This is a genomic window from Actinomadura sp. K4S16 (assembly GCF_008327685.1).
Classification (GTDB): Bacteria; Actinomycetota; Actinomycetes; order Streptosporangiales; family Streptosporangiaceae; genus Spirillospora.
Genome location: NZ_BDDE01000013.1, coordinates 206,958 through 231,101, shown reverse-complemented (window position 1 = coordinate 231,101; position 24,144 = coordinate 206,958). Strand labels below are relative to the sequence as shown.

Genomic DNA, 24,144 nt, shown 5'->3' with positions numbered 1-24,144 from the left:
CGGACGGGCCATCCTCGCGGTGGAGGCGGGTCCGACCTGCGGCTGATCCCGGACTGACCAGCGCGTACGTACGCTGTCGGCATGGTGGCGAGCTCATGGGAGTGGCTGCGGGGCCGGAAGCCGCTCGTCGACGCCTTCTACGCGCTCCCCGTGGTGTTCCTCTCCCTGCCGTCGCTGCTGGGGGGCTCCGCCCAGGTCGGCACGGTGCGCCACCTGCTGCTGGCGACCCTGCTGATCGGGCCGCTGGTGCTGCGCCGGACCTTCCCCCGGGCGGTCTTCGCCTTCGTCGCGCTGGTCTCCTGCGTCCAGTGCGTGCTGGGGGTGATCCCGGTACCGGCGAACGTCGCCGTCCTGATGGGCCTCTACACGGTCACGGCCGGATGCACGTTCCGCTGGGGGCTCGCGGCGGCGCTGGTCGGCGAGGTGGGGTCGGTCATGGTGACCTACCGCTACCCGTCCGGCGCCAACGACCGGCGGCTGACGTTCGTCATGATGACGGTGCTGGTGGCGGGCGTCTACGTCCTCGGCCTGCACATGCGCACGCGGCGGGCGTACCTGCGCTCGGTCGAGGAGCGGGCCGAGCGGCTGGAGCGCGAGCGCGACAACGAGGTCAAGGTGGCGATGGCCGCCGAGCGCGCCCGCATCGCCCGCGAGCTGCACGACGTGGTGGCCCACAACGTCAGCGTGATCGTGGTGCAGGCGGACGGGGCGTCCTATGCCATCGACAGCGACGTGCGGCGGGCCCGGCAGGCGCTCGACACGATCTCCTCGACGGGACGGCTGGCGCTGGCGGAGATGCGGCGGCTCCTCGGCGTCCTGCGCGAGAACGACGACGCGGGGGCGTACGCGCCGCAACCGGGTGTGGCGCAGCTGGACGACCTGGTCGAACAGGTCCGCGCGGCGGGCCTCGCGGTGGCGTTCGAGGTGGACGGATCCCCCGCGGCCATGTCGGAGGGACGGCAGCTCACGGTCTACCGGATCGTCCAGGAGGCGCTGACCAACACGCTCAAGCATGGTGGCCCGCAGGTGAGCGTGTCGGTCCGGCTGCACTACGCCGGTGACGCGGTGGAGATCCGCGTGGTCGACGACGGACGGGGCGCCGCCGCGCCCGACGACGGGCGCGGCCACGGCCTCGCCGGAATGCGCGAACGCGTCGCCGTGTACGGCGGCACGGTCCACGCCGGTCCGCGCGCCGGCGGCGGTTTCGAAGTGGCCGCGAGCCTCCCGGTGCGCGAGGAGGTCGCCGCGTGACCGGCCGCGGCGGGCGGGACCGGGGCCTGCGGCGGCTTTCGCCGGGCGTGTGGGGTGTCGTGAACAGGGAGGTTGCATGACGACGGACGTCGACGACGTGGCGGCGCCCATCCGGGTGGTGCTCGTGGACGATCAGGAGCTGGTGCGGGCCGGGTTCAAGATGGTGCTGGACGCGCAGCCCGACATCGAGGTCGCCGGCGAGGCGGGCGACGGGCTGCAGGCGCTGGACCTGCTGCGCCGCACGCGGGCGGACGTGGTCCTCATGGACGTCCGGATGCCGCGCATGGACGGGATCGAGGCGACGCGGCAGGTGGTGGCGCGGTCCGGGCCGAAGGTCGTCATCCTGACCACGTTCGACCTGGACGAGTACGCGTTCGCCGCGATCAAGGCGGGCGCGGGCGGGTTCCTGCTGAAGGACGCGGGCCCGGCGCAGCTCATCGAGGCGATCAAGGCGGTTCACTCGGGGGACGCGGTGGTGGCGCCGAGCACGACGAAGCGGCTGCTCGACCGGTTCGCGGTGCATCTGCCGGACGCGCGGCAGAAGGCGAGCGGGGCGCTGGAGAGCCTGACGGACCGGGAGAACGAGGTCCTCCGGCTGGTGGCGCGCGGGATGTCGAACGCGGAGATCGCCGCGCGGCTGTACGTCTCGGAGGCCACCGTGAAGACCCATATGGGGCGGATCCTGATGAAACTCGGCCTGCGCGACCGGGTTCAGGCCGTCGTGTTCGCCTATGAGACGGGCCTGGTCCGAAGCGGCCAGACCGACCCGCCCGCGTAGCCCGTGGTCGCGGCCTGATCCCCGTCGTCGGGGCGGATGCTTGAGCCGTGAACGAGGCGCCGGTGACCCGTGATGTCTCCGGCGCCTACGTGTGCGCGGGCCTGGCGGGGTCGGTTGATGGGGGGACGGGGGAGTACGACTCAGGTCGTACGAAGGATCCCCGAATGGCCGTGAGAGTGAGGCGGAGCGTGGCCGCCGGGTCGATGGCAGGGGCGGCGCGGATTCCTAGCGTGGAGCGCGTCCCTCCACGACCATGAAGGAGTCACCGTGACCAGCACGTTCGCCGAACCCCCAGGGGGAGCCCCCGCCGCCTCGGCGCCGCCGGCCGTCACCGCCGAGGGCGTGTCCAAGGTGTACGGGTCCGGTGACGCGGCCGTCCACGCGCTCCGCGGGGTCGGCGTCGGGTTCGCCAAGGGCGCGTTCACCGCGATCATGGGCCCGTCGGGGTCCGGGAAGTCCACGCTGATGCACTGCCTGGCCGGGCTGGACACCGTCAGCGGCGGGCGGATCGTCCTCGGCGGCGCCGAGATCACCGGGATGGGCGACCGGCAGCTGACGATGCTGCGCCGCGACCGCGTCGGGTTCGTCTTCCAGGCGTTCAACCTGCTGCCGACGCTGACCGCCGAGCAGAACATCCTGCTGCCGATGGAGCTGGCCGGCCGCAAGCCCGACCCGGCGTGGTTCGACCGGGTCGTCGAGACCCTGGGGCTGCGGGACCGGCTGGGGCACCGTCCGAGCGAGCTGTCGGGCGGCCAGCAGCAGCGGGTGGCGTGCGCCCGCGCGATCGTCGCCCGCCCCGAGGTGATCTTCGCGGACGAGCCGACCGGCAACCTCGACTCCCGCGCGGGCGCCGAGGTCCTCGGGTTCCTGCGCGCCTCGGTCCGCGAGATGGGGCAGACGATCGTGATGGTCACCCACGACCCGGTGGCCGCCTCGTACGCGGACCGGGTGGTGTTCCTGCGGGACGGGGAGATCGTGTCGGAGATCCTCCGGCCGACCCCGGACGCCGTCCTCGACCGGCTCAAGGCGCTGGGGGCGTGATGCTGCGGACGACTCTGGCGGGCCTGCGCGCCCACAAGCTGCGGCTGCTGCTCACGGCGGTGGCCATCACCCTCGGCGTCGGCTTCATCTCGGGGACGTTCGTCCTGACGGACACGCTGGACAAGGGCGTCTCCAAGACGTTCGCCAGGTCGGCCGACAAGGTCGACTACGCGGTGCTGCCCAAGAGCGACGACCCCGACCAGGGCATCTCGCCGGCCCTGCTCCGCGAGATGAAGGCGCTTCCCGGCGTCACGGACGTCCAGGGCGCCGTGCAGGGCGACGCGGCGCTCGTCGGCAAGGACGGCAAGGCGGTCGGCGACTTCCCGACGGTCGGGATGTCCGTGCCGTCCGGACGCCTGCTGCGTTACGAGATCGACAAGGGACGGCCTCCGGCCGGCGCCGGCGAGACCGTCCTCGACAGTCAGCTGGCGAAGCGGGAGGGCTTCTCGGTCGGGAACACGGTCACGATCCTCGACAAGGGGAACCGGCCGCACAGGTTCGCGGTCGTCGGGCTGGTCGACTTCGGCATCGACCAGGAGGCGAGCTTCCGCGGCGCGGTGGGCTTCGACCCGGCGACCGCGATGCGGATGACCGGCGAGAAGACCTACCGCGAACTCGACATCGCGGGCGGGACCCGGGCGGCGGTCAAGGCCGCCGCCGGCGGCTCCAACCGCGTCTACACGGGCGAGGAGCTCGGCGCGCGGCTGGCCAAGGCGGCGGGCGCCGACACCAAGATCATCAGGACCGGGCTGCTGATCTTCGGGCTGGTCGCGATGCTGGTGTCCGCCCTGGTCATCTACAACACGTTCTCGATCCTGATCGCGCAGCGGATGCGGGAGATGGCGCTGCTGCGCTGCGTCGGCGCGACCCGCCGGCAGGTGTTCGGGAGCGTGGTGGTGGAGTCCGCGGTGGTGGGCCTGGTCGGCTCGCTGCTCGGAATCGTCGCCGGGGTCGGCCTCGGCGAGGGCGCGCTGGTCGTGGTGAACAAACTGAACGAGCGCATCGCCGTCGCGGGGCCGTCCCTCACGGTGCGGACGGTCGCGGTCGGCCTGGTGGTCGGGATCGTGGTGACGGTCCTGTCCGCGCTTCTGCCCGCCCGCGCCGCGACCCGGGTCGCGCCGGTGGCCGCGCTGCGCGCGGACCTCGAACCGGGCAGCGGACGATTCAGGCTCGGCCTCGTGCGCACCGCCCTCGCCGTCCTCCTCGGCGTCGCGGGCCTGGCCATCGGCGTGGCGGGCTCCCTCGTCATGCACAAGGGCGAGACGGCGATGTACGCGGTCGCGTTCGCCGGCGGCGTGTTCTTCCTCGGCGTGATCGCGGCGATGCCGGCGCTCGTCCGTCCGCTCGGACGGGTCGCCGGCGCGGCCCCGGCGCGGCTCGGCGGCGTCCCCGGGCGGCTGGCCGTGGCGAACGCGCAGCGCGCTCCCCGCCGCACCGCGACCACGACGATCGCGCTGACCGTCGGCGTCGGGCTGATGAGCCTGTTCGCGGTGGTCGCGGCGAGCGCCAAGGCGACGGCGGCGCAGAAGCTGGAGGAGCAGTTCCCCGTCCAGTTCCAGATCCGGCCGCAGAGCTTCGACGGGACCCTCCCGCATGCGCTGACCGAGTCGCTGCGCACCCGGCCCGAGGTCACCGACACGGTCGAGACCCGCCGCAAGGAGACCCGGGTCGGCGGTGACGAGGACGACATCTCGACGATCACCACGTCCGCGCTCGGCAGGCTCCTGAAGCCGGACTTCAAGCAGGGGTCGCTGGACGCCGCGCTGAAGCCGGGCACCGCGATGGTGGACGAGGAGACGGCCAAGGCGCCCGACCGGGGCCTCGGGAAGACCCTGCAGGTCCGGACGGCGCACGGCATCGTCCCGGTGAAGGTCACCGCCGTCTACGGGGCGGGCGCGAGCCTTGACGGGATCATCGTCCCGGAGTCGGACTTCACCCGTTACTTCGGCCCCACGGACCCGGAGGCCGTCTACGTCAGGACTCGCGACGACCTGTCCGCGTACCAGGCGCGACGAGCCGTGGACGAGGCCGCGCGCCCCTACCCGGCGGCGAAGGTCGAATCGTCCGCCGAGTTCAAGGAGTCGATGACCAAGGCCATCGACACGGTCTTGATGATCTTCGGTGGGATGCTCGGGCTGGCGATCGTCATCGCGCTCTTCGGCATCGCCAACACGCTGACCCTGTCGGTCGTGGAGCGCACCCGGGAGTCGGCGCTCCTGCGCGCCCTCGGCCTCACCAAGCGCCAGCTCCGCCGGATGCTCTCGGTGGAGGCCCTGGTCATGGCCGTCATCGGCGCCGCCACCGGGGTCGTGCTCGGGGTGGGCTTCGGCTGGGCCGCGACGAACGCGATGGCGAGCGACTCGATCTTCGCGCTGCCCTACCTGCAGGTCGTCGGGTTCGTGGTGCTCGCGGGCGCGGCCGGGATGCTCGCCGCCGTGCTGCCGGCGCGGCGCGCCGCGAAGACGTCCATCGTGGAGTCCCTCGCGCATGACTGAATGGGGGGCGGGGTGACGATCGTCACCCACCGGACCGCGCGGCCGGGTCCCGCGGGTACTGTGGTGCGCGCACGTCCGGTACCTACCTGAGGACTGGAACGAACCGATGGACCCACAGGCCACGCCTTCCTCCGGCACGCCCGGAAACGGGCCGGTCCCCGCTGGGACCCCGAAGGACCGGCCCGCGCGGCTCGCGGTCGGCGTCGTCGGCGCCGGCCGCGTCGGCACGGCGCTCGGGGCCGCGCTCTCCCTCGCGGGCCACCGCGTGGTCGCCGCGACCGCCGTGTCCGAGCGGTCGCGGGCCCGCGTCGAGGAACGCCTCCCCGGGGCCGGCGTCGCCGACCCGCAGGACGTGGTCGCCGCCGCGGACCTGGTGCTGCTGACCGTCCCGGACGACGAGCTCCCCGAGCTGGCCGCCGGGCTGGTCTCCGCGGGCGTCCCGGTCACCGGCAAGCTCGTCCTGCACACCAGCGGCCGGTACGGCACCGCCGTGCTGGACCCGCTCACCCGCGCGGGCGCGCTGCCGCTGGCCCTGCACCCCGTGATGACGTTCACCGGGCGCCCGGACGACGTCAACCGGCTCACCGGCATCTCGTTCGGCGTCACCTCGCCCGAGCCGCTGCGCCCGGTCGCCGAGGCCCTCGTCCTGGAGATGGGCGGCGAGCCCGTCTGGATCACCGAGGAGGCGCGCCCGCTCTACCACGCGGCGCTCGCCGGCGGCGCGAACCACCTGGTCACCCTGGTCGTGGAGGCCATGGACCTGCTGCGCTCCGCGGGCGTGGCCGAGCCCGGCCGGATGCTCGGCCCGCTCCTCGGCGCCGCCCTCGACAACGGGCTGCGCCTCGGCATCGACGGGCTCACCGGCCCGGTCGCGCGCGGCGACGCCGGCACCGTGACCGACCATGTAGCCGAGCTGGCCAAGGTGTCGGCGGAGAGCCGCCGCGCCTACGTCGCGCTGGCCCGCCTCACCGCCGACCGCGCGCTCGGCGCCGGATTGCTCAGACCGGAGGACGCCGAACGGCTCCTCGAAGCGCTGGCCGACTGACGGCGCCGGCCCTCGAAAGTGCTGGACCCGAGAGTGCTGACCGACTGAAAGTGCTGACCGACCGACAGGGCCGACCGGATGTGTGAGCGCCGGCCGGATGACGAGGAAGGGAACGGCATTGGCTTCTGGTGTTTCCGGCGAGTCCGGCCCCGGCCGGCGCCCGCCGACGCGTGAGTGGAGGGACGGAGCGTGACACCGATCGTCGCCCGCACGCGCGAGGAACTGGCGCAGGCCCGGTCGAAGGCCGCGGGCACGCTGGCGCTCGTCCCGACCATGGGCGCCCTGCACGAGGGGCACCTGTCGCTGATGCGGCAGGCCCGCCGCAGCGCGGACACGGTCGCGGTCAGCGTCTTCGTCAACCCGCTCCAGTTCGGGCCCGGCGAGGACTTCGACCGCTACCCCCGCACGTTCGCCGCCGACCTGGAGGCCTGCGCCGCCGAGGGCGTGGACCTCGTGTTCGCGCCCTCCCGCGACGTCATGTACCCGGACGAGCCGCAGGTCACGATCAAGTCGGGGCCCATGGGCGAGGTCGTCGAGGGGGCCGCCCGCCCCGGCCACTTCGACGGGATGCTCACCGTCGTGCTGAAGCTCCTCAACCTCGTCCGGCCGGACGTGGCGGTCTTCGGGGAGAAGGACGCGCAGCAGCTCGCGATGATCCGGCGGATGGTCGCCGACCTGAACGTCCCCGTGGAGGTCCTCGGCGCGCCGACCGTCCGCGAGCCGGACGGGCTGGCGCTGTCGAGCCGCAACCGCTACCTGTCCGGGCCCGAGCGCCGGACCGCGCTCGCCCTCTCGCGCGCACTGCGGGCCGGGGCCGACGCCGTCGCCTCCGGCCCGGACGCCGTCCTGGCGGCCGCGCGCGCCGTCCTCGCCGAGGCCGAGGCCGCCGACCCGCCCCTCGCGCTGGACTACCTGGTCCTCGTCGACCCCTCGACCTTCACCGAGATCACCGGACCGCACGCCGGCCGGGCCGTCCTCGCCGTCGCGGGCCGCGTCGGCGCCACCCACCTCATCGACAACGTTCCCCTCGATTTCGGCAAGGAGCACTGATGTTCCGGACGATGTTCAAGTCGAAGATCCACCGCGCCACGGTGACCCAGGCGGACCTGCACTACGTCGGCTCGCTCACCATCGACCAGGACCTGATGGACGCCGCCGACCTGCTGCCCGGCGAGCAGGTCTCGATCGTGGACATCGACAACGGCGCCCGCCTGGAGACCTACCTGATCGCCGGCGAGCGCGGCTCCGGCGTCATCGGGATCAACGGCGCCGCCGCCCGCTTGGTGCAGCCCGGCGACCTCGTCATCATCATCAGCTACGCGCAGATGACCGACGCCGAGGCCCGCGAGTTCGTCCCGGCCGTCGTGCACGTCGACCGCTCCAACAAGATCATCTCGCTGGGCTCCGACCCCGCCGAGCCCGTCCCCGGGACCAGCACGACGCGGGGCGACCTGATCCGCAACTGACGCTTGGGCGGGGGCCGGGGGTCCGGCCTCTCCGGGGTTAGGGTCATAATGACGAGAACCGATCCCGGAGGAGGGCTCGTGATCCCTTCCGTTCTGCACGCCCCCGCGCCCGGCTGGACCACCGACACCGACGTCGTCGTCATCGGCTCCGGCATCGCCGGGCTGGTCGCCGCCCTGCGCTGCCGCCCGCACGGCCGGGTGCTGCTCGTCACCAAGGCCCTCCTGGACGCCGGGTCGACCCGGTGGGCGCAGGGCGGCATCGCCGCCGCGCTCGCGCCCGACGACACCCCCGAGGAGCACCTGGCCGACACCCTGACCGCGGGCGTCGGCGTCTGCGACGAGGACGCGGTCCGGGCGCTCGTCACCGAGGGGCCGGACGCCGTCCGCGACCTCATCGCGCTCGGCGCCGCCTTCGACCGCTCCGGCGGCGACATCGCGCTGACCCGCGAGGGCGGCCACCACCGGCGCCGGATCGCGCACGCCGGCGGGGACGCCACCGGCGCCGAGATCAGCCGCGCCCTCCTCTCCGCGCTCAAGGACTCCGGCGTCGAGGTGATCGAGCACGCGCTCGTCCTCGACCTGGTGAAGGACGCCGCGGGACGCGCCGCGGGCGTCACCCTGCACGTCATGGGCGTTGGGCAGCCGGGCGGCGTCGGCGCCGTGCGCGCCCGCGCCGTCGTGCTCGCCACCGGCGGGCTCGGCCAGGTGTTCTCCGCCACGACCAACCCCGAGGTCTCCACGGGCGACGGCGTCGCGCTCGCGCTGCGCGCCGGGGCCGAGGTCACCGACCTGGAGTTCGTCCAGTTCCACCCGACCGTGCTGTGGCTCGGCGAGGGCGCGTCGGGGCAGCAGCCGCTGATCTCCGAGGCCGTCCGCGGGGAGGGCGCGCACCTCGTCGACCACGAGGGCGTGCGCTTCATGGTGGGACGGCACGAGCTCGCCGAGCTGGCCCCGCGCGACGTCGTCGCCAAGGGGATCATCAACCGCATGCGCGAGACGGGCGCGTCCCACATGCTGCTCGACGGCCGCCACTTCGGCGCGGCGATGTGGGAGAGCCGGTTCCCGACCATCCTGGCCGCGTGCCGCCACCACGGCATCGACCCGGTGACCGAGCCCATCCCCGTCGTGCCCGCCGCCCACCACGCCAGCGGAGGCGTCCGCACGGACCTGCATGGCCGCACGTCCGTCCCCGGCCTCTACGCCTGCGGCGAGGTCGCCTGCACGGGCGTCCACGGCGCGAACCGCCTCGCCTCCAACTCCCTCCTGGAGGGCCTGGTCTTCGCCGCGAGGATCGCCGAATCCCTACCTCACGACCTCGCCGCCGCCGCACCGCACGCGCCGGAAGGTGCGGACGGGGTGCCGGAAGGTGTGCGGGGCGGGCTGCTGGGGCCGGGGGTGCGGGGGGAGGTTCAGCGGATCATGACCTCCTTTGCCGGGGTGCTGCGCGGGGCCGAGGGGCTGGAGACGGCGGCGCGGGAGCTGGCGGCGCTCGGACGGGCCGGGGCGCCGCCCGGAGGCGCGGAGCCCGGGGTGGACGCCTGGGAGGCCACCAACCTGCACACCGTCGCGTCCGCGATCGTGGCGGCGGCGCGGCGCCGGGAGGAGACGCGCGGCAGCCACTGGCGGGAGGACTTCCCCGAGCGCGCGGACGGGACGTGGCGCGGCCACCTCGTCACCCGGCTGGCGGGGAACGTCCTGACGACCACCTACGAACCTCTGGAAGGGAAGCGCTCATGACACCGGAACTCTCGCAGAGGCTGAGCGCCGCCGGGCTCGATCCACAGGCTGTGGAAAACCTCGTCCGGACGGCGCTGGCCGAGGACGGCGAGGTCGACGTCACCAGCACGCCGATCTTCGCGCCGCAGGACACCGCGAGCGGGGAGCTGAAGGCCCGGGAGGAGGGTGTCGTCGCGGGCGTGCCCGTGGCGTGCCTCGTCTTCGAGATGCTGGACGTCGCCTACGAGGCGAAGGTGGAGGACGGGGACCGGGTCGCCCCCGGACAGGTCCTCATCGCGGTCAGCGGATCCACCAGGGCCATCCTGAGGGCCGAGAGGACGGCGCTGAACCTGCTCATGCACCTGTCTGGAATCGCCACGGCCACGCGCGCGTGGATGGACGCCATGGAGGGCACGAAGGCGAAGGTCCGCGACACCCGCAAGACCCTCCCCGGCCTGCGGGCCCTGCAGAAGTACGCCGTGCACTGCGGCGGGGGCGTCAACCACCGGATGGGCCTGCACGATGCCGCGCTCATCAAGGACAACCACATCGCGGCGGCCGGCGGCGTCACCAAGGCGTACGAGGCGATCCGCGCCGTCTACCCGTCCCTGCACGTCCAGGTGGAGTGCGACACCCTGGCGCAGGTCGAGGAGGCCCTCGCCGTGGGGGCCACGAGCATCCTGCTCGATAACATGACCGACGCCGAGATGACCGAGGCGGTCCGGCTCGTGGCAGGGCGGGCGGAGCTCGAGGCCAGTGGTGGCCTTACCCTGGAGCGGGCCCGAGACGTCGCCGTGACCGGGGTGGACTACCTTGCGGTCGGCGCGCTGACGCACTCGGCGCGCGTGTTCGACATCGGCCTTGACTTCACCTGAACAGCGGGGACCTGATGCTGCTGACCATCGACGTCGGTAACACCCAGACCGTTCTCGGTCTCTTCGAGGGCGACGAGGTGATCGAGCACTGGAGGATCAACACCGACCCGCGGCGCACCGCCGACGAGATCGCGGTGGTCCTGCAGGGGCTCGTCCAGCAGAGCCCGCTGCTGGCCGAGACCGACATCAGCGGCATCGCGCTGTGCTCCACGGTCCCCTCCGTCCTGCACGAGATGCGGGAGATGTGCCGCCGCTACTACGGCGACGTGCAGGCGGTGATCGTGGAGCCGGGCGTCAAGACCGGCGTCCCCGTCCGGATGGACAACCCGAAGGAGGTCGGCGCCGACCGCATCGTGAACGCGCTCGCCGCCGTCCACACCCACGGCGGACCCGCGATCGTGGTCGACTTCGGCACCGCCACCACCTTCGACGCGGTCTCCGCCAAGGGCGAGTACGTGGGCGGCGCGATCGCCCCCGGCATCGAGATCTCGATCGACGCGCTGTCGTCGCGCGGCGCGCAGCTCCACAAGATCGAGCTGGTCCGGCCGCGCAACGTGATCGCCAAGAACACCGTCGAGGCGCTCCAGTCCGGGATCATCTTCGGCTTCGCCGGGCAGGTGGACGGCATCGTCGAGCGCATGTCGGAGGAGCTCGCCGACGACCCGGACGAGGTCACGGTCATCGCCACGGGCGGCCTCGCCCCGCTCGTCCTGGAGGAGTCCCGCAGCATCGACGTGTTCGAGCCGTGGCTCACCCTCATCGGCCTCCGGCTCATCTACGAGCGCAACACGCCCTGACCCGTCCGGGGCGCGTTCGCCGCGGTGATCGCGCCGAAGTCGTTCGCCCGCACCGGACGGGCTGGATAGCCTTGCGATGTGAGTGACGAGACCTTCGACGAGCTCCCGGAGCAGATGCGCGTGCGCCGGGAGAAGCTCGACCGGCTCCGCGAGAGCGGGATCGACCCCTACCCGGTGACCTTCCCGCGGACGGCGACGATCGCCGAGATCCGCGCGAAACACACCGGCCTGGAGCCGGGCACCGAGACGGGTGAGAAGGCCGGCGTCACCGGTCGCGTGATGCTGATCCGCAACACCGGAAAGCTGTGCTTCGCCACCATCCGGGACGCCGGCGGCGACATCCAGGTCATGCTGTCGCTGGCCAAGGTCGGGCAGGAGCAGCTCGACTTCTGGAAGCGCGAGGTCGACCTCGGCGACCACGTCGGCGTCGAGGGCGAGATCATCACCTCCCGCCGAGGCGAGCTGTCGGTCATGGCCGACCGGTTCGCGATCACCTCCAAGTGCCTGCGGCCGCTGCCGGAGAAGCACGCCGGCCTGACCGACCCGGAGGCGCGGGTCCGGCAGCGCTACGTCGACCTGATCGTCAACGACGAGGCCCGGCGGATGGCGCGGGTGCGCAGCGCCACCGTCCGCGCGGTCCGCGACTTCTGGCACGAGGAGGGCTATCTCGAGGTCGAGACGCCCATGCTCCAGCCGATCCACGGCGGGGCCGCGGCGCGCCCCTTCAAGACGCACATCAACGCCTACGACATGGACCTCTACCTCCGCATCGCGATCGAGCTGTACCTGAAGCGGCTCGTCGTCGGCGGCATCGAGAAGGTCTTCGAGATCAACCGCAACTTCCGCAACGAGGGCGCGGACTCCACGCACAACCCCGAGTTCACGATGGTCGAGGCCTACGGCACGTACCTCGACTACAACGACATGGCCGACCTGACCCAGCGGATGTACCAGAAGGCGGTCGTCGCCGCCCTCGACACCACCGTGGTCGTCCATGACGGCGCCGAGTACGACCTCGGCCTTGCGGAGTGGCCCCGGATCACCCTGTACGGCGCGGTGTCCGAGGCGCTCGGCGAGGAGATCACGCCGCACACGCCGATCGAGTCCGTGCGCAAGCTCGCGGACGCCCGCGACATCTCCTGGGACCCCAAGTGGGGCCAGGGCAAGCTCGTCCAGGAGATCTTCGAGGAGCTGGTCGAGCACACCCTCGTCCAGCCCACGTTCGTCATGGACTACCCGGTCGAGACGTCCCCGCTGACCCGCCAGCACCGCGAGGAGCCGCTGCTCACCGAGAAGTGGGACCTCATCGGGTTCGGCACGGAGCTCGGCACCGCCTACTCCGAGCTGGTCGACCCGGTCGAGCAGCGCCGCCGCCTCACCGAGCAGTCGCTGCTCGCCGCGGGCGGCGACCCCGAGGCCATGCAGCTGGACGAGGACTTCCTGCGCGCCCTCGAGTACGCGATGCCCCCGACGGGCGGCATGGGCGCCGGCATCGACCGCATGATCATGGCGTTCACCGGCAAGGGGATCCGCGAGACGATCCTGTTCCCGCTGGTCAAGCCCGAATGACGACCGGAAGCTCGCGCAGCCCGCGCAGCACGAGGTTGTCGCGGTAGACGAGGTCGTCGGCGGCGAGGGCCACATCGCGTTCGAACAGCTTGCCGAGCGCGATGCGGCCCTCCAGCCGGGCCAGCGGGGCGCCGAGGCAGAAGTGGACGCCGTGCCCGAACGACAGGTGCTTCGGCGCGTCACGCCCCTCGGCGTAGCGGAGCAGGTCCAGCCGGTCGGGCTCGTCGAAGACCGCCGGGTCGCGGTTGGCGGCGCCCGTCAGCAGGAGGACGAGCTTCCCGCGCTCGACGAGCGTCCCGTTCAGGTCAACGTCCTCCAGGGCCGATCGTAGGGTCAGCTGCACCGGCGGGTCGAAGCGCAGCAGTTCCTCCACGGCCGCTTGGACGTTCTCCGGCCGCTCCCGGAACAGCCGCAACTGCGCGGGGTCGCGGAGCAGGGCCAGCGCGCCGTTCCCGATGAGGTTCACGGTCGTCTCATGGCCCGCCACGAGCAGCAGGATGCACGTCGCCAGCAGTTCCTGTTCCGAAAGGACGTCTCCGCCGTCAGAGACGCCCACAAGGGCGCTCAGGAGGTCGTCGCGCGGCTCGGCCCGGCGTTCGGCGGCCAGTTCCCGGAAGTACTCGGCGAACTCCTCGCGCGCCGCGTCCCGCTGGGCGATCTCGGCCTCCGGCAGCAGGAAGTCGGGGTCCAGCCCGCGCGCGAGGCTGTCGGACCAGCCCTTGAAGAGGTCGCGGTCCTCGGCGGGGACGCCGAGCATCTCGCTGATCACGATGACCGGCAGCGGGTAGGCCAGCGTGGCGATCAGATCGGCCTTGCCCGAGACGGGCTCCAGCAGGGCGTCGACGAGCTCCTCGATCCGGGGCCGCAGCCGCTCCACGAGACGGGGCGTGAACGCCTTGCTCACCAGGCGGCGCAGCCGCGTGTGGTCGGGCGGGTCCATGGTCAGGAACGACCGGTGCCGGCCCTGCACCTCGCGCCACACGCCGCCGCCCGTGGGGCGGTGCCCGAACCGCGGGTCGCGCAGGACCCGTTCGCACAGCTCGTAGGACGAGGTGACGCGCAACCCGACGTCCGTCCGGTGCAGGCCGCGGCCGTCGGCCCCGAGCGTCCGGTAATGGGCGTACGGGTCGGCCCGGAAAGCCGGATCGCCCGGATCGAAGCCCAGGACCGCGGTCGCCCCGGCCTCCGCGGTCTGGCCCGTCCTGTCTTCCATGCCCCCAGCCGACCCGAATCTGAGACGAGATGTCAATAGCGGGCGGACGGGGGCCGCTAAGCGCTTTCTCTGATCACCAGCTCGGGCCGCTGGACGACCTGCCGGTGCTGGTGCGACTTGCCCTCGCCGATCTCGGCCATGGCGAGTTCGGCGGCCTCCCAGCCGAGCTCGCGGCGCGGCTGGCGGATGGTGGTGAGCGGCACGGCGGCGCTCGCCGCGAGCTCGATGTCGTCGTAGCCGACCACGGCGATGTCGTCGGGGACGCGGACGCCGAGCCGGGTCAGCTCGTTGATCAGGCCGATCGCCAGCAGGTCGTTGGCGCAGAACACGCCGTCGGGCACCGGCGACATGGCCATGATCTCGTGTGCGGCGGCCTGCCCCTCGGTGGGGCTCAGAGCGTCCTTGACCAGGACGGGCGGCGTGCCGAGACCCGCCTCGACGATCGTGCGGGCGGCTCCGGAGCGGCGTTCGACGCAGGGCTGCGGCTCTGGGACGCCCGTCACGAACGCTATGCGCCGGCGTCCGATGCCGAGCAGATGGGCTGCGGCGGTCTCGCCGCCCGCCACGTGGTCGACCCGGGCGGAGCACACGTCGACGGCGTCCCGGTCGATCACCACCACGCTCATCCCCGCGGCGCGCAGCCGGGAGATGTCGCGGGGGCCGAGCTTGACCGGGATGACCAGGACCCCGGCGGCCTGCTGCTCGGTGAGAAGTTCCAGCGAGCGGCGCTCCTTGGCGGCGGAGTGGTCGCTGGACAGCCACAGCGCGTCGTGGCCGGCCGCGTTGAGCGCGGCCTCGGCGCCCCGCGCGACGTCGGTCGCGTACGGGTTGGTGAGGTCCTCCACTACCACGCCGAACGCCCGGCGCGGCTGGTCGCCGAACTCGCCCGCGGTCCGTTCGGGGCCCGTGCGGAGCCGGCGCGCGGACTCGTTGCGGACGAACCCGAGCTCCTCGATCGCCGCGCGGACACGGTCACGGGTAGCTTCGGCCACGAGATCTGGCCGGTTTAGGACATTCGAAACGGTCCCAACTGAGACGCCCGCGCGCCTCGCGACCTCACGGATGCTGGTCTGTGGCAACTCGCTCCTCGTCCCGCTCCATGGGCGTCTTCCCAGGTAGTGGAGTTTTGCATGGCGTGGCACCGAATGCACGGTCACACATGGTGAACGTACGGGCGCGTAGCGCTCTTGACCGGCGCTTGACGGGCCGGATCCGGCCGCCTAGCGTTCCGAGCCGAAGCGTAGCTTGAAACGATTCACGATCTTCGTTCACTTGCGAGGACCGGTGAGTTCGGCGGGAGGGGCGGGTGCGGATGGCTGGCGATCTCATCCCGTCTCCCTCGGCAGGGCAACGAGTGAATCGTCACCCGGAGTTCCCCCGTACACCCCCGCAATCGGCCATGCGGCCACCTCCGGCCAAGCGCGTGAGACAGCAAAGGAACCCGATGATCTAAGTCCGGAAGGGTCCGGACCCGGCAACCCAACGCGCGTACAGATCGAGGCCAACCCGTGCCTGTGCAGCGGACGGCTGCATCCCCGCGGTCATCACCACGGACGAGGGAGGACGGAGTGGAAACAGCAGCCACACTCGCACGTCGTGGCACCGACGATTTCGGGCTGAGCGAAGAGGAGATCCGACTGCTCGCCCAGATCGCCAGCGGTGTCACCGCCGATGTGGCGGCGCGCAAGCTGGAACTGAGCGCTCGGACCTTGCGGCGCCGGCTGCGGACGATCTGCGACCGGCTGGAGGTCAACACCCCTATCGAGGCCGTGGTGTGGGCGGCCCGAAGGCAGCTCATCTAGCCTGCACCCCCGACGCTCGCCAGGGGACGGCGGGCGTCATCCGGAGAAATGGCGGCTCGTTCGAATTCCGTCCGACCCCGCAGCGGCGGCGCCGGCGCCCTGGCAGGTAGGTCCCTGCAGAAGGCGCCGCCGCGGACGGCGTTCGAACCGGGCACGCCCCCTGAGCCGGCCCGACGGCCGGCAGGACCGCCCTGCCCGACACGTCCGCCCGGATCGACGTGCCCGTCCTCATCCGGCACGGTCGGCGCGACGAGTCCGGAGGCACGGCGGTATCGATCGTCGTACGCGTTGCCTGCCGGGCCGCCGCTCAGGCGACCCGCACTCCGCCGGCGAAGGGGCGTCCGTCCATGGAGGCGATCTTCACGACGTCTCCGGTCTGCGGGGCGTGCAGCATCTTGCCGCCGCCGACGTAGATGCCCATGTGGTGCAGGTCGGAGTAGAAGAACACGAGGTCGCCGGGCTGGAGCTCGCTGCGCGACACGTGCGTTCCCGCGTTCCACTGGCTGCCGGTGTAGTGCGGCAGGTTGATGCCGACCTGCTTGTAGGCCCACATCGTGAGGCCGGAGCAGTCGAAGGTGCTCGGCCCGGCGGCGCCCCACACGTACGGGCGGCCGATCTTGCTCATCGCGTACCGGAGCGCCTGCGCGGCCTTGCCGGTGCCGACGACCGGGAGCTTGGCGAGCTGGGTGGGGTCCTTGTCGACGAGCTTGCCGCGGATCTTCTCGTAGGCGTCGGTGACCTTCGTGCGCTGCGACTCGAGCTGCGACTTCAGGTCCTTCACCTGCTTTGCGCGGGACTCGGCGGACTTGCGGGCCCGCTGAGCGGACTGCATGGCCTGCATGAGCCCGAGCACCTGGGTGCTGTCCTGCTTGGCGAAGTAGTGCAGGGTCGCGGCCTGGTCGAGGATGGACTGCGGGTCCTGGGAGGCGACGAAGGAGACCGTGGGGTCGGAGCCGCCCTGCATATAGCTCGTCGCCGCGAGGGATCCGACCTTCTGGCGGAGCGTCTCGAGCGTCTTCTCCTGCCGCTTGGCGTTCTCCGTGGCCACCTTGGCGGCGCGCTGCGACTGCGCGAGCCTGACCTTCAGCCCGTTGTACTGCTCGGTGAGCTGCTCCAGCTGGTCGGCGAGCTTGAGGGCCTTCGTCCTCAGCTCCTTGGCCGAGGGGTCGGGGTCGGCGTGCGCGACGGCGAGCGTGTGCGGGACGAGCGCGTACGGAGCGGCCGAAACGACGATGAGCGCGCCGACCGCCGTGGCCGCGCGCCCGTAGAAGCGTGAAAGGGAAGCATGCCGCGATCGCTTCACGAATACTCCTCTCCTCAGCCGCCTACCGGGTTAGCTGACGGGTTGGGGCCGGAGCAGCCCGTCCGCGGCCGCGCGCGAGCGATCGCTCGCGGCTGCGGATTCACCCCTCACGGTTGGTCGTCAGGGCGATCCCCCGAAACGCTCCGAAAGTGGGTCCCCGGCTCCCAGGACGCTGGTTGCGGCCTTGGGACTCGGCGGTTCGGCCTCCGTCCTGCGGTCGGCCGACGTCAGCGATGGACACTAACGGAACCCGCATGGGATGCCAACCAGAACATGCGAATTGGCAGGTGGCGCGGCGCGGTGGCGGCGCGTTCGGCCGCCTGCGCGGAGGGGTGCCCCTGGCGAGCGGCGGCGTTCGATAATCTCGCCTGTTTGTGGAAGTCGTGATCCGGCGTGCCCGCACCGCCGACGTCCAGGAGATACGCAGGCTCGTCGATCTGTACGCCGGGTCGGGGCGGCGCCTGCTGAAGAAGACGACAGTCAAGCTGTACGAGGACGTCCAGGAGTTCTGGGTCGCCGAGGACATCCAGCACGGGACGCCTGGGCGCGTCGTCGGGTGCGGCGCCCTCCACGTCATGTGGGAGGACCTCGCGGAGGTCCGCTCGGTCGCGGTCGAGAAGGAGTGCGGGGGACGGGGAATCGGGCACCGGATCGTGACCCGCCTCCTGGAGACCGCACGGGAACTCGGCGTGCGGAGGGTGTTCTGCCTTACCTTCGAGGTGGAGTTCTTCGCCCGCCACGGCTTCCAGCAGATCCTGGGGACTCCGGTGGCGCCTGAGGTGTACGAGGAACTTCTCCGCTCCTACGACGAAGGCGTGGCAGAGTTCTTGGACCTCGACCGGGTCAAGCCGAATACGTTGGGCAACACCCGGATGTTGCTTCGCCTGGAGGACTGACTCAAATGAGCGATTCCCCCCACAGCGGGCGGCCTTATCGGCCCCAGCAGGGGCAGGGTTCGTACGGCCCGCCGCCCCAGTACCAAGGTCCTCAGTGGCAGCAGCCGCAGCAGCAGCCGTCGTCCCAGCAGCAGTGGCAGCAGCAGCCCCAGCAGCCTCAGCAGCAGTGGCAGTCGCAGCAGCAGTGGAACCAGCAGCCCGCCTATGACGACCACGGCTCCTACGACCACCACGGCTCCTACGACGACGGCGGTGATCTGGCGCTGGCGCCGATCCACCGTCGGGCGGGCGCCCGGATCATCGACAACGCGCTCGTCGCGGTCTTCGGGTTCGCCCTCGTCCTTCCGGTGACGATCGGTGCCTTCGGTCTGGGCAAGCCCGGCAGCAAGACCGAGGACGAGGGGGGCGTCTGGAACTGGCCCATCATCTTCACCCTCTTCTGCGTGCTGTCCGTGCTGCCGTTCATCTACGAGGCCGTCCAGTTGTCCATGTGGGGGCGCACGCTGGGGAAGCGCGTCCTCGGCCTTGGCGTCGTCCAGGCGCGTCCTGCGGGCAGCCCGATCACCACGACGCAGGCCGTCTGGCGGGCGGGGATCACCCACGTCGGCTACCAGCTCGGCGTCTTCTTCTTCCTCGTCTTGGCGGTGATGGTGTGGGACTACGCCGCGTACGGGATGGTGCTTGTCTGGGCGGGCGCGCTCATGGCCTACCTCTGGGCGATCTGGGACCAGCCCCTGCACCAGTCACTGCATGACCGCTTCGCCGGCACGCTCGTCATCGACGAGCGGGTCGGATATGACGATTCCGAGTACTCCGAGTACGCGGGCTAAGGCCACGATGGCGGCACCGCTCGCCGAGCCCGGACAGAGGCTCCTCGCGCGCGTCGTCGACACGCTCGTCGTCGGCATCCCCGTCGTTCTCGTCGTCCGCGAGCTCGTGTCCGGGCACACGGCGGACGTCGTGGCTCCGACAGCCGTAGCCGGATGCATGCTGCTCTACGAGGCGGTCCAGCTCGCCCTCTGGGGCCGGACGCTCGGCAAGCGCGTCGCGGGCATCGAGGTGGTCGCGGCGACCGCTCAGGAGGCCCCTGGAGCGGCGGCACAGGGGGCCGGGGAGGCCGCCGGGGCCGCCGGTCCCGGGGGCGCGTCGGCCATACCCGTTTCCGTGCCCGGATTCGTGCCCGTGACGGCCCCCAAGCCCGAGGAGAGCGCGCCTCCGGGGGAGGCCGAGTCCTCCGGTGCGCACGCGCGTCCGGACGTCCTGCGCTGCGTTCTGCGCGCCGCCGTCTATTCGGTGCCGATCGGGCTGCGCCCGATTCCCGTTCTCGGTCTGCTCGCGAGCATCTTCTGGGTCGTGAACGCGGGGGCCGTGTTCGAGGGCACGAGCCGCCAGGCCGTTCACGACAGGGTCGCCGGGACGCTCGTGGTAAAGCGCCCCCGGCCCGAATCCTCGGCCTTCTGAGGGCATCTCCCGGGTGCCGGGCGGTGCTCGCGGGGTTCCAATACCGCCCGTCCGATACCACGGAGTCGCGTGCGCGCCGGCGCGCACGCGACTCCGCTCGCATGCGCTATACATGCTTTCGCCGAGATGCTCGCTGATTCCGGCGCCCTAGGGGTGGGCGGCATATGCCCGTTCCTTCCGGTTGCGGTCTTGAAACCGGCGGGATGTGTCTCGTCCCGGACGTCGCCTCCGCTTTGAGAGTTCCCTCCGATGCCGTTGCCGCGGCCAGAACGCGACCGCTTGATAGCGGGCCTGGACTTACTCCGGATGGCATGCCCTCGCCCTTGGAACGGACCTTTCGCACGGCATGCCCCGCGCGGTGGAAGCCGGGCCTGAGGCGTGGCTCCGCCGGTCTCCGGGGCCGGGTTGAAGAACTGGGGCAGACGGTGGGATTGTGTCCCGATCTCCTGATTTCGCGACACCGGTCGGCACCCCGCTTCCGCGGCGCGAGCAGGGCGAGGACCGCGCCCGTCCTGCCGCGGCAACAGATTTCGGGGCCGGGCCCTCGGGCGTTATTCGTCCACGTCCACCGGTACGGGGTTGATCAGGCACTGCGGTCACCTGCGCATTACCGCGCGGGCAGGCGGTTAGTGCCCGATACGGGAGGTTAATCGCGGCCGGGGCGGCGCCGTCCGCAAACCCGGCCCAATGCGCGCACTCCTGCGCAGGTCAGCGCGGTACGCAGTGACGCCGGTCACGGTTGAAAACCCGGGCGGGTCGCCGCGGGTTGGGGAATTCATGGCGCCCGGGCCGGGTCCGGGCGTCATCCGAGGTCTGTGCGCACCCGAAACGACGAGGCCGATTACAGCCGGTCACGGGCGGAAGGCGGTTTCCCTCGACTGCCGGTTCATGGTGGACGCCGGAATTGTCATCTGCGAAGTTCTAGGTATATCTTTGGCACTCGATTAGAGTTTGCTCAAGCCGAAAGGTCTGTCCCCATGGCACAGAAGGTTCAGGTGCTTCTCGTCGACGACCTCGACGGTGGCGAGGCGGACGAGACCGTAGCGTTCTCGATCGACGGCGCCTCCTACGAGATCGACCTCAGTGGCGCCAACGCGACGAAGCTGCGGGAATCGCTGCAGCCGTTCGTCGAGAAGTCCCGTAAGGCGGGCACGGTCAACCGCCGCCGCCGGCAGCGCGGCGCTTCCAGCCGCGAACGCAGTGCCGAGATCCGCGCCTGGGCCAAGAACAACGGCATCAAGGTCAATGAGCGCGGCCGCATCCCGGCTCACGTGATCGAGCAGTACGAGGCGGCCAACTGATCCGCCCGGACCACCGGCGGCCCGTCTCCGTTCGCGGGGCGGGCCGTTCGCCGTTAGCGGGGCGCTTCGTCGGCGGGGCGGCCGTTCTCCCGGTGAGCCGTTCGCTTGTGGCGTAGCGTCCGCGCGGTTCGCCGAGTCCGCCGTGAGGTACACAGGGCGCGCGGGTGGAAACTCCACCCCCATTCGGCACTCTCGGCCCGCGCCTTGACCGACCTGCGAAAAGTCCCCCGTTCGCTTGGGGCGTAGCGGGAACATGACGCACCGATGCGGTAGTTGGATGAGACTGAACAGCGCATAGCTGGGGAACGTCTCCTGGTGGGAGTGCACCGGGCGGCCTCCTCGGGGCGGGCTAGCATGCGGAAGGACAGTTCCGGACGTTCCGGACTCTGCCCAACCGCTCTGTGAGGAGCGACGAGATGTTCGAGAGGTTCACCGACCGCGCGCGGCGGGTTGTCGTCCTGGCTCAGGAAGAGGCCAGGATGCTCAACCACAACTACATCGGCACCGAGCACATCCTCCTGGGTCTGATCCACGAGGGCGAGGGCGTGGCCGCCAAGGCTCTGGAGAGCCTGGGGATCAGTCTTGAGGCCGTGCGTCAGCAGGTTGAAGAGATCATCGGCCAGGGCCAGCAGGCGCCGTCGGGCCACATCCCGTTCACTCCGCGTGCCAAGAAGGTCCTTGAGCTGTCGCTGCGCGAGGCGTTGCAGCTCGGCCACAACTACATCGGCACCGAGCACATCCTGCTGGGTCTGATCCGTGAGGGCGAGGGCGTCGCGGCCCAGGTGCTGGTGAAGCTCGGCGCCGACCTGAACCGGGTCCGCCAGCAGGTCATCCAGTTGCTGCACGGCTACCAGGGCAAGGAGCCGGCCGCCTCTGGCGGTCCCTCGGAGTCGGCTCCCTCCACGTCCCTCGTGCTCGACCAGTTCGGCCGCAACCTGACGCAGGCGGCGCGCGAGGGCAAGCTCGACCCGGTCATCGGCCGGGACAAGGAGATCGAGCGGGTCATGCAGGTGCTGTCCCGCCGCACCAAGAACAACCCCGTCCTGGTGGGCGAGCCCGGCGTCGGCAAGACCGCCGTCGTCGAGGGCCTTGCGCAGAAGATCGTCAAGGGCGAGGTGCCCGAGACGCTCAAGGACAAGCAGCTCTACACCCTCGACCTGGGCGCGCTGGTGGCCGGCTCCCGGTACCGCGGCGACTTCGAGGAGCGCCTGAAGAAGGTGCTGAAGGAGATCCGCACCCGCGGCGACATCATCCTGTTCATCGACGAGCTGCACACGCTGGTCGGTGCGGGCGCCGCCGAGGGCGCGATCGACGCCGCCTCGATCCTCAAGCCGATGCTGGCGCGCGGTGAGCTGCAGACCATCGGCGCCACCACGTTGGACGAGTACCGCAAGCACCTGGAGAAGGACGCCGCGCTCGAGCGCCGCTTCCAGCCGATCCAGGTCGCCGAGCCGTCGCTGTCCCACACGATCGAGATCCTCAAGGGCCTGCGGGACCGCTACGAGGCGCACCACCGCGTGTCGATCACCGACAGCGCGCTGGTCGCCGCCGCGCAGCTCGCCGACCGCTACATCAGCGACCGGTTCCTGCCCGACAAGGCGATCGACCTGATCGACGAGGCCGGCTCGCGGATGCGCATCCGCCGCATGACCGCGCCGCCGGACCTGCGCGAGTACGACGAGAAGATCGCCGACGTCCGGCGCGACAAGGAGTCCGCGATCGACGCGCAGGACTTCGAGAAGGCCGCGGCGCTGCGCGACTCCGAGAAGCAGCTGCTCGGCCAGAAGGCGCAGCGGGAGAAGGAGTGGAAGGCCGGCGACATGGACGTCGTCGCCGAGGTCACCGACGAGCTGATCGCCGAGGTCCTCGCCACCGCCACCGGCATCCCGGTCTTCAAGCTGACCGAGGAGGAGTCGACCCGCCTGCTGCGCATGGAGGACGAGCTCCACAAGCGCGTCATCGGCCAGGAGGACGCCATCAAGGCGCTCTCGCAGTCGATCCGGCGTACCCGCGCCGGTCTGAAGGACCCGAAGCGTCCCGGCGGCTCGTTCATCTTCGCCGGCCCGTCCGGTGTCGGTAAGACCGAGCTGTCCAAGACGCTCGCGGAGTTCCTGTTCGGCGACGAGGACGCGCTGATCCAGCTCGACATGTCCGAGTTCATGGAGAAGCACACCGTCTCGCGGCTGTTCGGCTCCCCGCCCGGCTACGTCGGGTACGAGGAGGGCGGCCAGCTCACCGAGAAGGTGCGCCGCAAGCCGTTCTCGGTGGTCCTGTTCGACGAGATCGAGAAGGCCCACCAGGACATCTTCAACTCGCTGCTCCAGATCCTGGAGGACGGCCGCCTCACCGACGCGCAGGGCCGCGTCGTGGACTTCAAGAACACCGTCATCATCATGACGACGAACCTGGGGTCCAAGGACATCTCCAAGGGCGTCTCCATGGGCTTCGCCCGGCAGAACGACGAGCAGGGCTCGTACGAGCGGATGAAGGCGAAGGTCTCGGAGGAGCTCAAGCAGCACTTCCGGCCCGAGTTCCTCAACCGCGTCGACGACACGGTGGTCTTCCACCAGCTCACGCCGAAGGAGATCATCCAGATCGTCGACCTGATGATCGCCAAGGTGGACCAGCGGCTCCACGACCGCGACATGGGGATCGAGCTCCGCCAGGAGGCCAAGGACCTGCTCGCGATCCGCGGCTACGACCCGGTGCTCGGCGCCCGGCCGCTGCGCCGCACGATCCAGCGGGAGATCGAGGACAACCTGTCCGAGAAGATCCTGTACAACGAGCTCAAGCCCGGCCAGATCGTGATCGTCGGCACGGAGGGCTTCGACCCCGAGAACAAGGACTCGGCCGAGAACGCCAAGTTCACGTTCAAGGGCGTGCCGAAGCCGTCCACCGTCCCGGACAGCCCGCCCCCCATCGAGGGCGCGGTCAACTTCAACAAGGACTGACGTCCGCACGCAAGGGCCCGCACCGGCTTCCGGTGCGGGCTTTGTGCTGTGTTCATAGGCTTTTCTCTCCTCCTTCGGGCCTGGCGGCCCTCCATCGTCGAGAAAAGCGGGCGATCGCTGGCATCGCTCCGTCTCGCTGTGTTCATTGGCAGTGCCCTCCTCCTTCGGGCCCTGACGGCCCTCC

Annotated in this window: 20 protein-coding genes and 1 riboswitch; of the genes, 17 read left to right on the top strand and 3 right to left on the bottom strand. The window is 71.1% G+C overall.

What is annotated here, in order from left to right; genetic code table 11:
* Positions 1-81 precede the first annotated feature (81 nt).
* The 11 genes from K4S16_RS16210 to lysX all read left to right on the top strand — a co-directional run bounded on the left by K4S16_RS16210 (position 82) and on the right by lysX (position 13,033).
* The gene (locus K4S16_RS16210; RefSeq protein ID WP_149259776.1) at positions 82-1,251 is read left to right on the top strand and encodes a sensor histidine kinase; all 1,170 of its coding nucleotides are present in this window, start codon (positions 82-84) and stop codon (positions 1,249-1,251) included.
* A 76-nt stretch (positions 1,252-1,327) separates the two neighbouring features.
* Positions 1,328-2,029, top strand: coding sequence for a response regulator transcription factor (locus K4S16_RS16205; protein WP_149259775.1), 702 nt, complete (start codon positions 1,328-1,330; stop codon positions 2,027-2,029).
* Positions 2,030-2,296: 267 nt separating this feature from the next.
* Complete coding sequence (locus tag K4S16_RS16200) at positions 2,297-3,070, top strand: ABC transporter ATP-binding protein (RefSeq protein ID WP_149259774.1); 774 nt, start codon at positions 2,297-2,299, stop codon at positions 3,068-3,070.
* A complete protein-coding gene (locus K4S16_RS16195; protein WP_149259773.1) occupies positions 3,070-5,565 on the top strand; it encodes an ABC transporter permease in 2,496 nt (831 codons plus the stop codon). The genes K4S16_RS16200 and K4S16_RS16195 overlap by 1 nt, the downstream gene beginning before the upstream one ends.
* A gap of 106 nt (positions 5,566-5,671) precedes the next feature.
* Positions 5,672-6,610, top strand: coding sequence for a Rossmann-like and DUF2520 domain-containing protein (locus tag K4S16_RS16190; RefSeq protein ID WP_149259772.1), 939 nt, complete (start codon positions 5,672-5,674; stop codon positions 6,608-6,610).
* A gap of 189 nt (positions 6,611-6,799) precedes the next feature.
* Positions 6,800-7,660 (top strand): pantoate--beta-alanine ligase, encoded by an 861-nt coding sequence (gene panC / locus K4S16_RS16185; protein WP_149259771.1) that lies wholly within the window; start codon positions 6,800-6,802, stop codon positions 7,658-7,660.
* The gene (gene panD, locus K4S16_RS16180; RefSeq protein ID WP_089316894.1) at positions 7,660-8,076 is read left to right on the top strand and encodes an aspartate 1-decarboxylase; all 417 of its coding nucleotides are present in this window, start codon (positions 7,660-7,662) and stop codon (positions 8,074-8,076) included. The genes panC and panD overlap by 1 nt, the downstream gene beginning before the upstream one ends.
* A gap of 78 nt (positions 8,077-8,154) precedes the next feature.
* Positions 8,155-9,813, top strand: a complete 1,659-nt coding sequence (locus K4S16_RS46810; RefSeq protein ID WP_308800798.1) for an L-aspartate oxidase — start codon at positions 8,155-8,157, stop codon at positions 9,811-9,813.
* Positions 9,810-10,667, top strand: a complete 858-nt coding sequence (gene nadC / locus K4S16_RS46805) for a carboxylating nicotinate-nucleotide diphosphorylase (protein WP_149259769.1) — start codon at positions 9,810-9,812, stop codon at positions 10,665-10,667. The genes K4S16_RS46810 and nadC overlap by 4 nt, the downstream gene beginning before the upstream one ends.
* Positions 10,668-10,681: 14 nt before the next feature.
* Positions 10,682-11,464, top strand: coding sequence for a type III pantothenate kinase (locus tag K4S16_RS16165; RefSeq protein ID WP_149259768.1), 783 nt, complete (start codon positions 10,682-10,684; stop codon positions 11,462-11,464).
* Positions 11,465-11,578: 114 nt separating this feature from the next.
* Complete coding sequence (gene lysX / locus K4S16_RS16160) at positions 11,579-13,033, top strand: bifunctional lysylphosphatidylglycerol synthetase/lysine--tRNA ligase LysX (RefSeq protein WP_235036896.1); 1,455 nt, start codon at positions 11,579-11,581, stop codon at positions 13,031-13,033.
* Here lysX and K4S16_RS16155 read toward each other — a convergent pair.
* Both K4S16_RS16155 and K4S16_RS16150 read right to left on the bottom strand, forming a co-directional pair.
* Positions 13,020-14,246, bottom strand: a complete 1,227-nt coding sequence (locus K4S16_RS16155) for a cytochrome P450 (RefSeq protein ID WP_149259766.1) — start codon at positions 14,244-14,246, stop codon at positions 13,020-13,022. The genes lysX and K4S16_RS16155 overlap by 14 nt on opposite strands.
* Before the next feature lie 56 nt (positions 14,247-14,302).
* A complete protein-coding gene (locus K4S16_RS16150) occupies positions 14,303-15,388 on the bottom strand; it encodes a LacI family DNA-binding transcriptional regulator (RefSeq protein WP_235036843.1) in 1,086 nt (361 codons plus the stop codon).
* A gap of 426 nt (positions 15,389-15,814) precedes the next feature.
* On the opposite strand from K4S16_RS16150, the gene K4S16_RS16145 reads away from it, so the two are divergent.
* On the top strand, positions 15,815-16,048 hold the full coding sequence (locus K4S16_RS16145; RefSeq protein WP_141580236.1) for a LuxR C-terminal-related transcriptional regulator: 234 nt from the start codon (positions 15,815-15,817) through the stop codon (positions 16,046-16,048).
* A 307-nt stretch (positions 16,049-16,355) separates the two neighbouring features.
* On the opposite strand, the gene K4S16_RS16140 is transcribed toward K4S16_RS16145, so the two are convergent.
* Positions 16,356-17,351 carry an NlpC/P60 family protein gene (locus K4S16_RS16140; RefSeq protein WP_149259765.1) on the bottom strand — a complete coding sequence of 332 codons (996 nt, stop codon included), beginning with the start codon at positions 17,349-17,351 and terminating at the stop codon, positions 16,356-16,358.
* Positions 17,352-17,354: 3 nt separating this feature from the next.
* A riboswitch (cyclic di-AMP (ydaO/yuaA leader) is annotated at positions 17,355-17,558 on the bottom strand.
* 167 nt (positions 17,559-17,725) lie between these two features.
* On the opposite strand from K4S16_RS16140, the gene K4S16_RS16135 reads away from it, so the two are divergent.
* From K4S16_RS16135 to K4S16_RS16115, 5 genes are all read left to right on the top strand, one after another.
* Positions 17,726-18,247 carry an amino-acid N-acetyltransferase gene (locus K4S16_RS16135; RefSeq protein WP_375708332.1) on the top strand — a complete coding sequence of 174 codons (522 nt, stop codon included), beginning with the start codon at positions 17,726-17,728 and terminating at the stop codon, positions 18,245-18,247.
* Between the two features lie 5 nt (positions 18,248-18,252).
* Positions 18,253-19,077, top strand: a complete 825-nt coding sequence (locus K4S16_RS16130) for an RDD family protein (RefSeq protein ID WP_149259763.1) — start codon at positions 18,253-18,255, stop codon at positions 19,075-19,077.
* 7 nt (positions 19,078-19,084) lie between these two features.
* Positions 19,085-19,708, top strand: coding sequence for an RDD family protein (locus tag K4S16_RS45770; RefSeq protein WP_235036842.1), 624 nt, complete (start codon positions 19,085-19,087; stop codon positions 19,706-19,708).
* 977 nt (positions 19,709-20,685) lie between these two features.
* Positions 20,686-21,009 carry an Lsr2 family protein gene (locus tag K4S16_RS16120; RefSeq protein WP_089316904.1) on the top strand — a complete coding sequence of 108 codons (324 nt, stop codon included), beginning with the start codon at positions 20,686-20,688 and terminating at the stop codon, positions 21,007-21,009.
* A 416-nt stretch (positions 21,010-21,425) separates the two neighbouring features.
* On the top strand, positions 21,426-23,960 hold the full coding sequence (locus tag K4S16_RS16115; protein WP_149259762.1) for an ATP-dependent Clp protease ATP-binding subunit: 2,535 nt from the start codon (positions 21,426-21,428) through the stop codon (positions 23,958-23,960).
* Positions 23,961-24,144 lie beyond the last annotated feature (184 nt).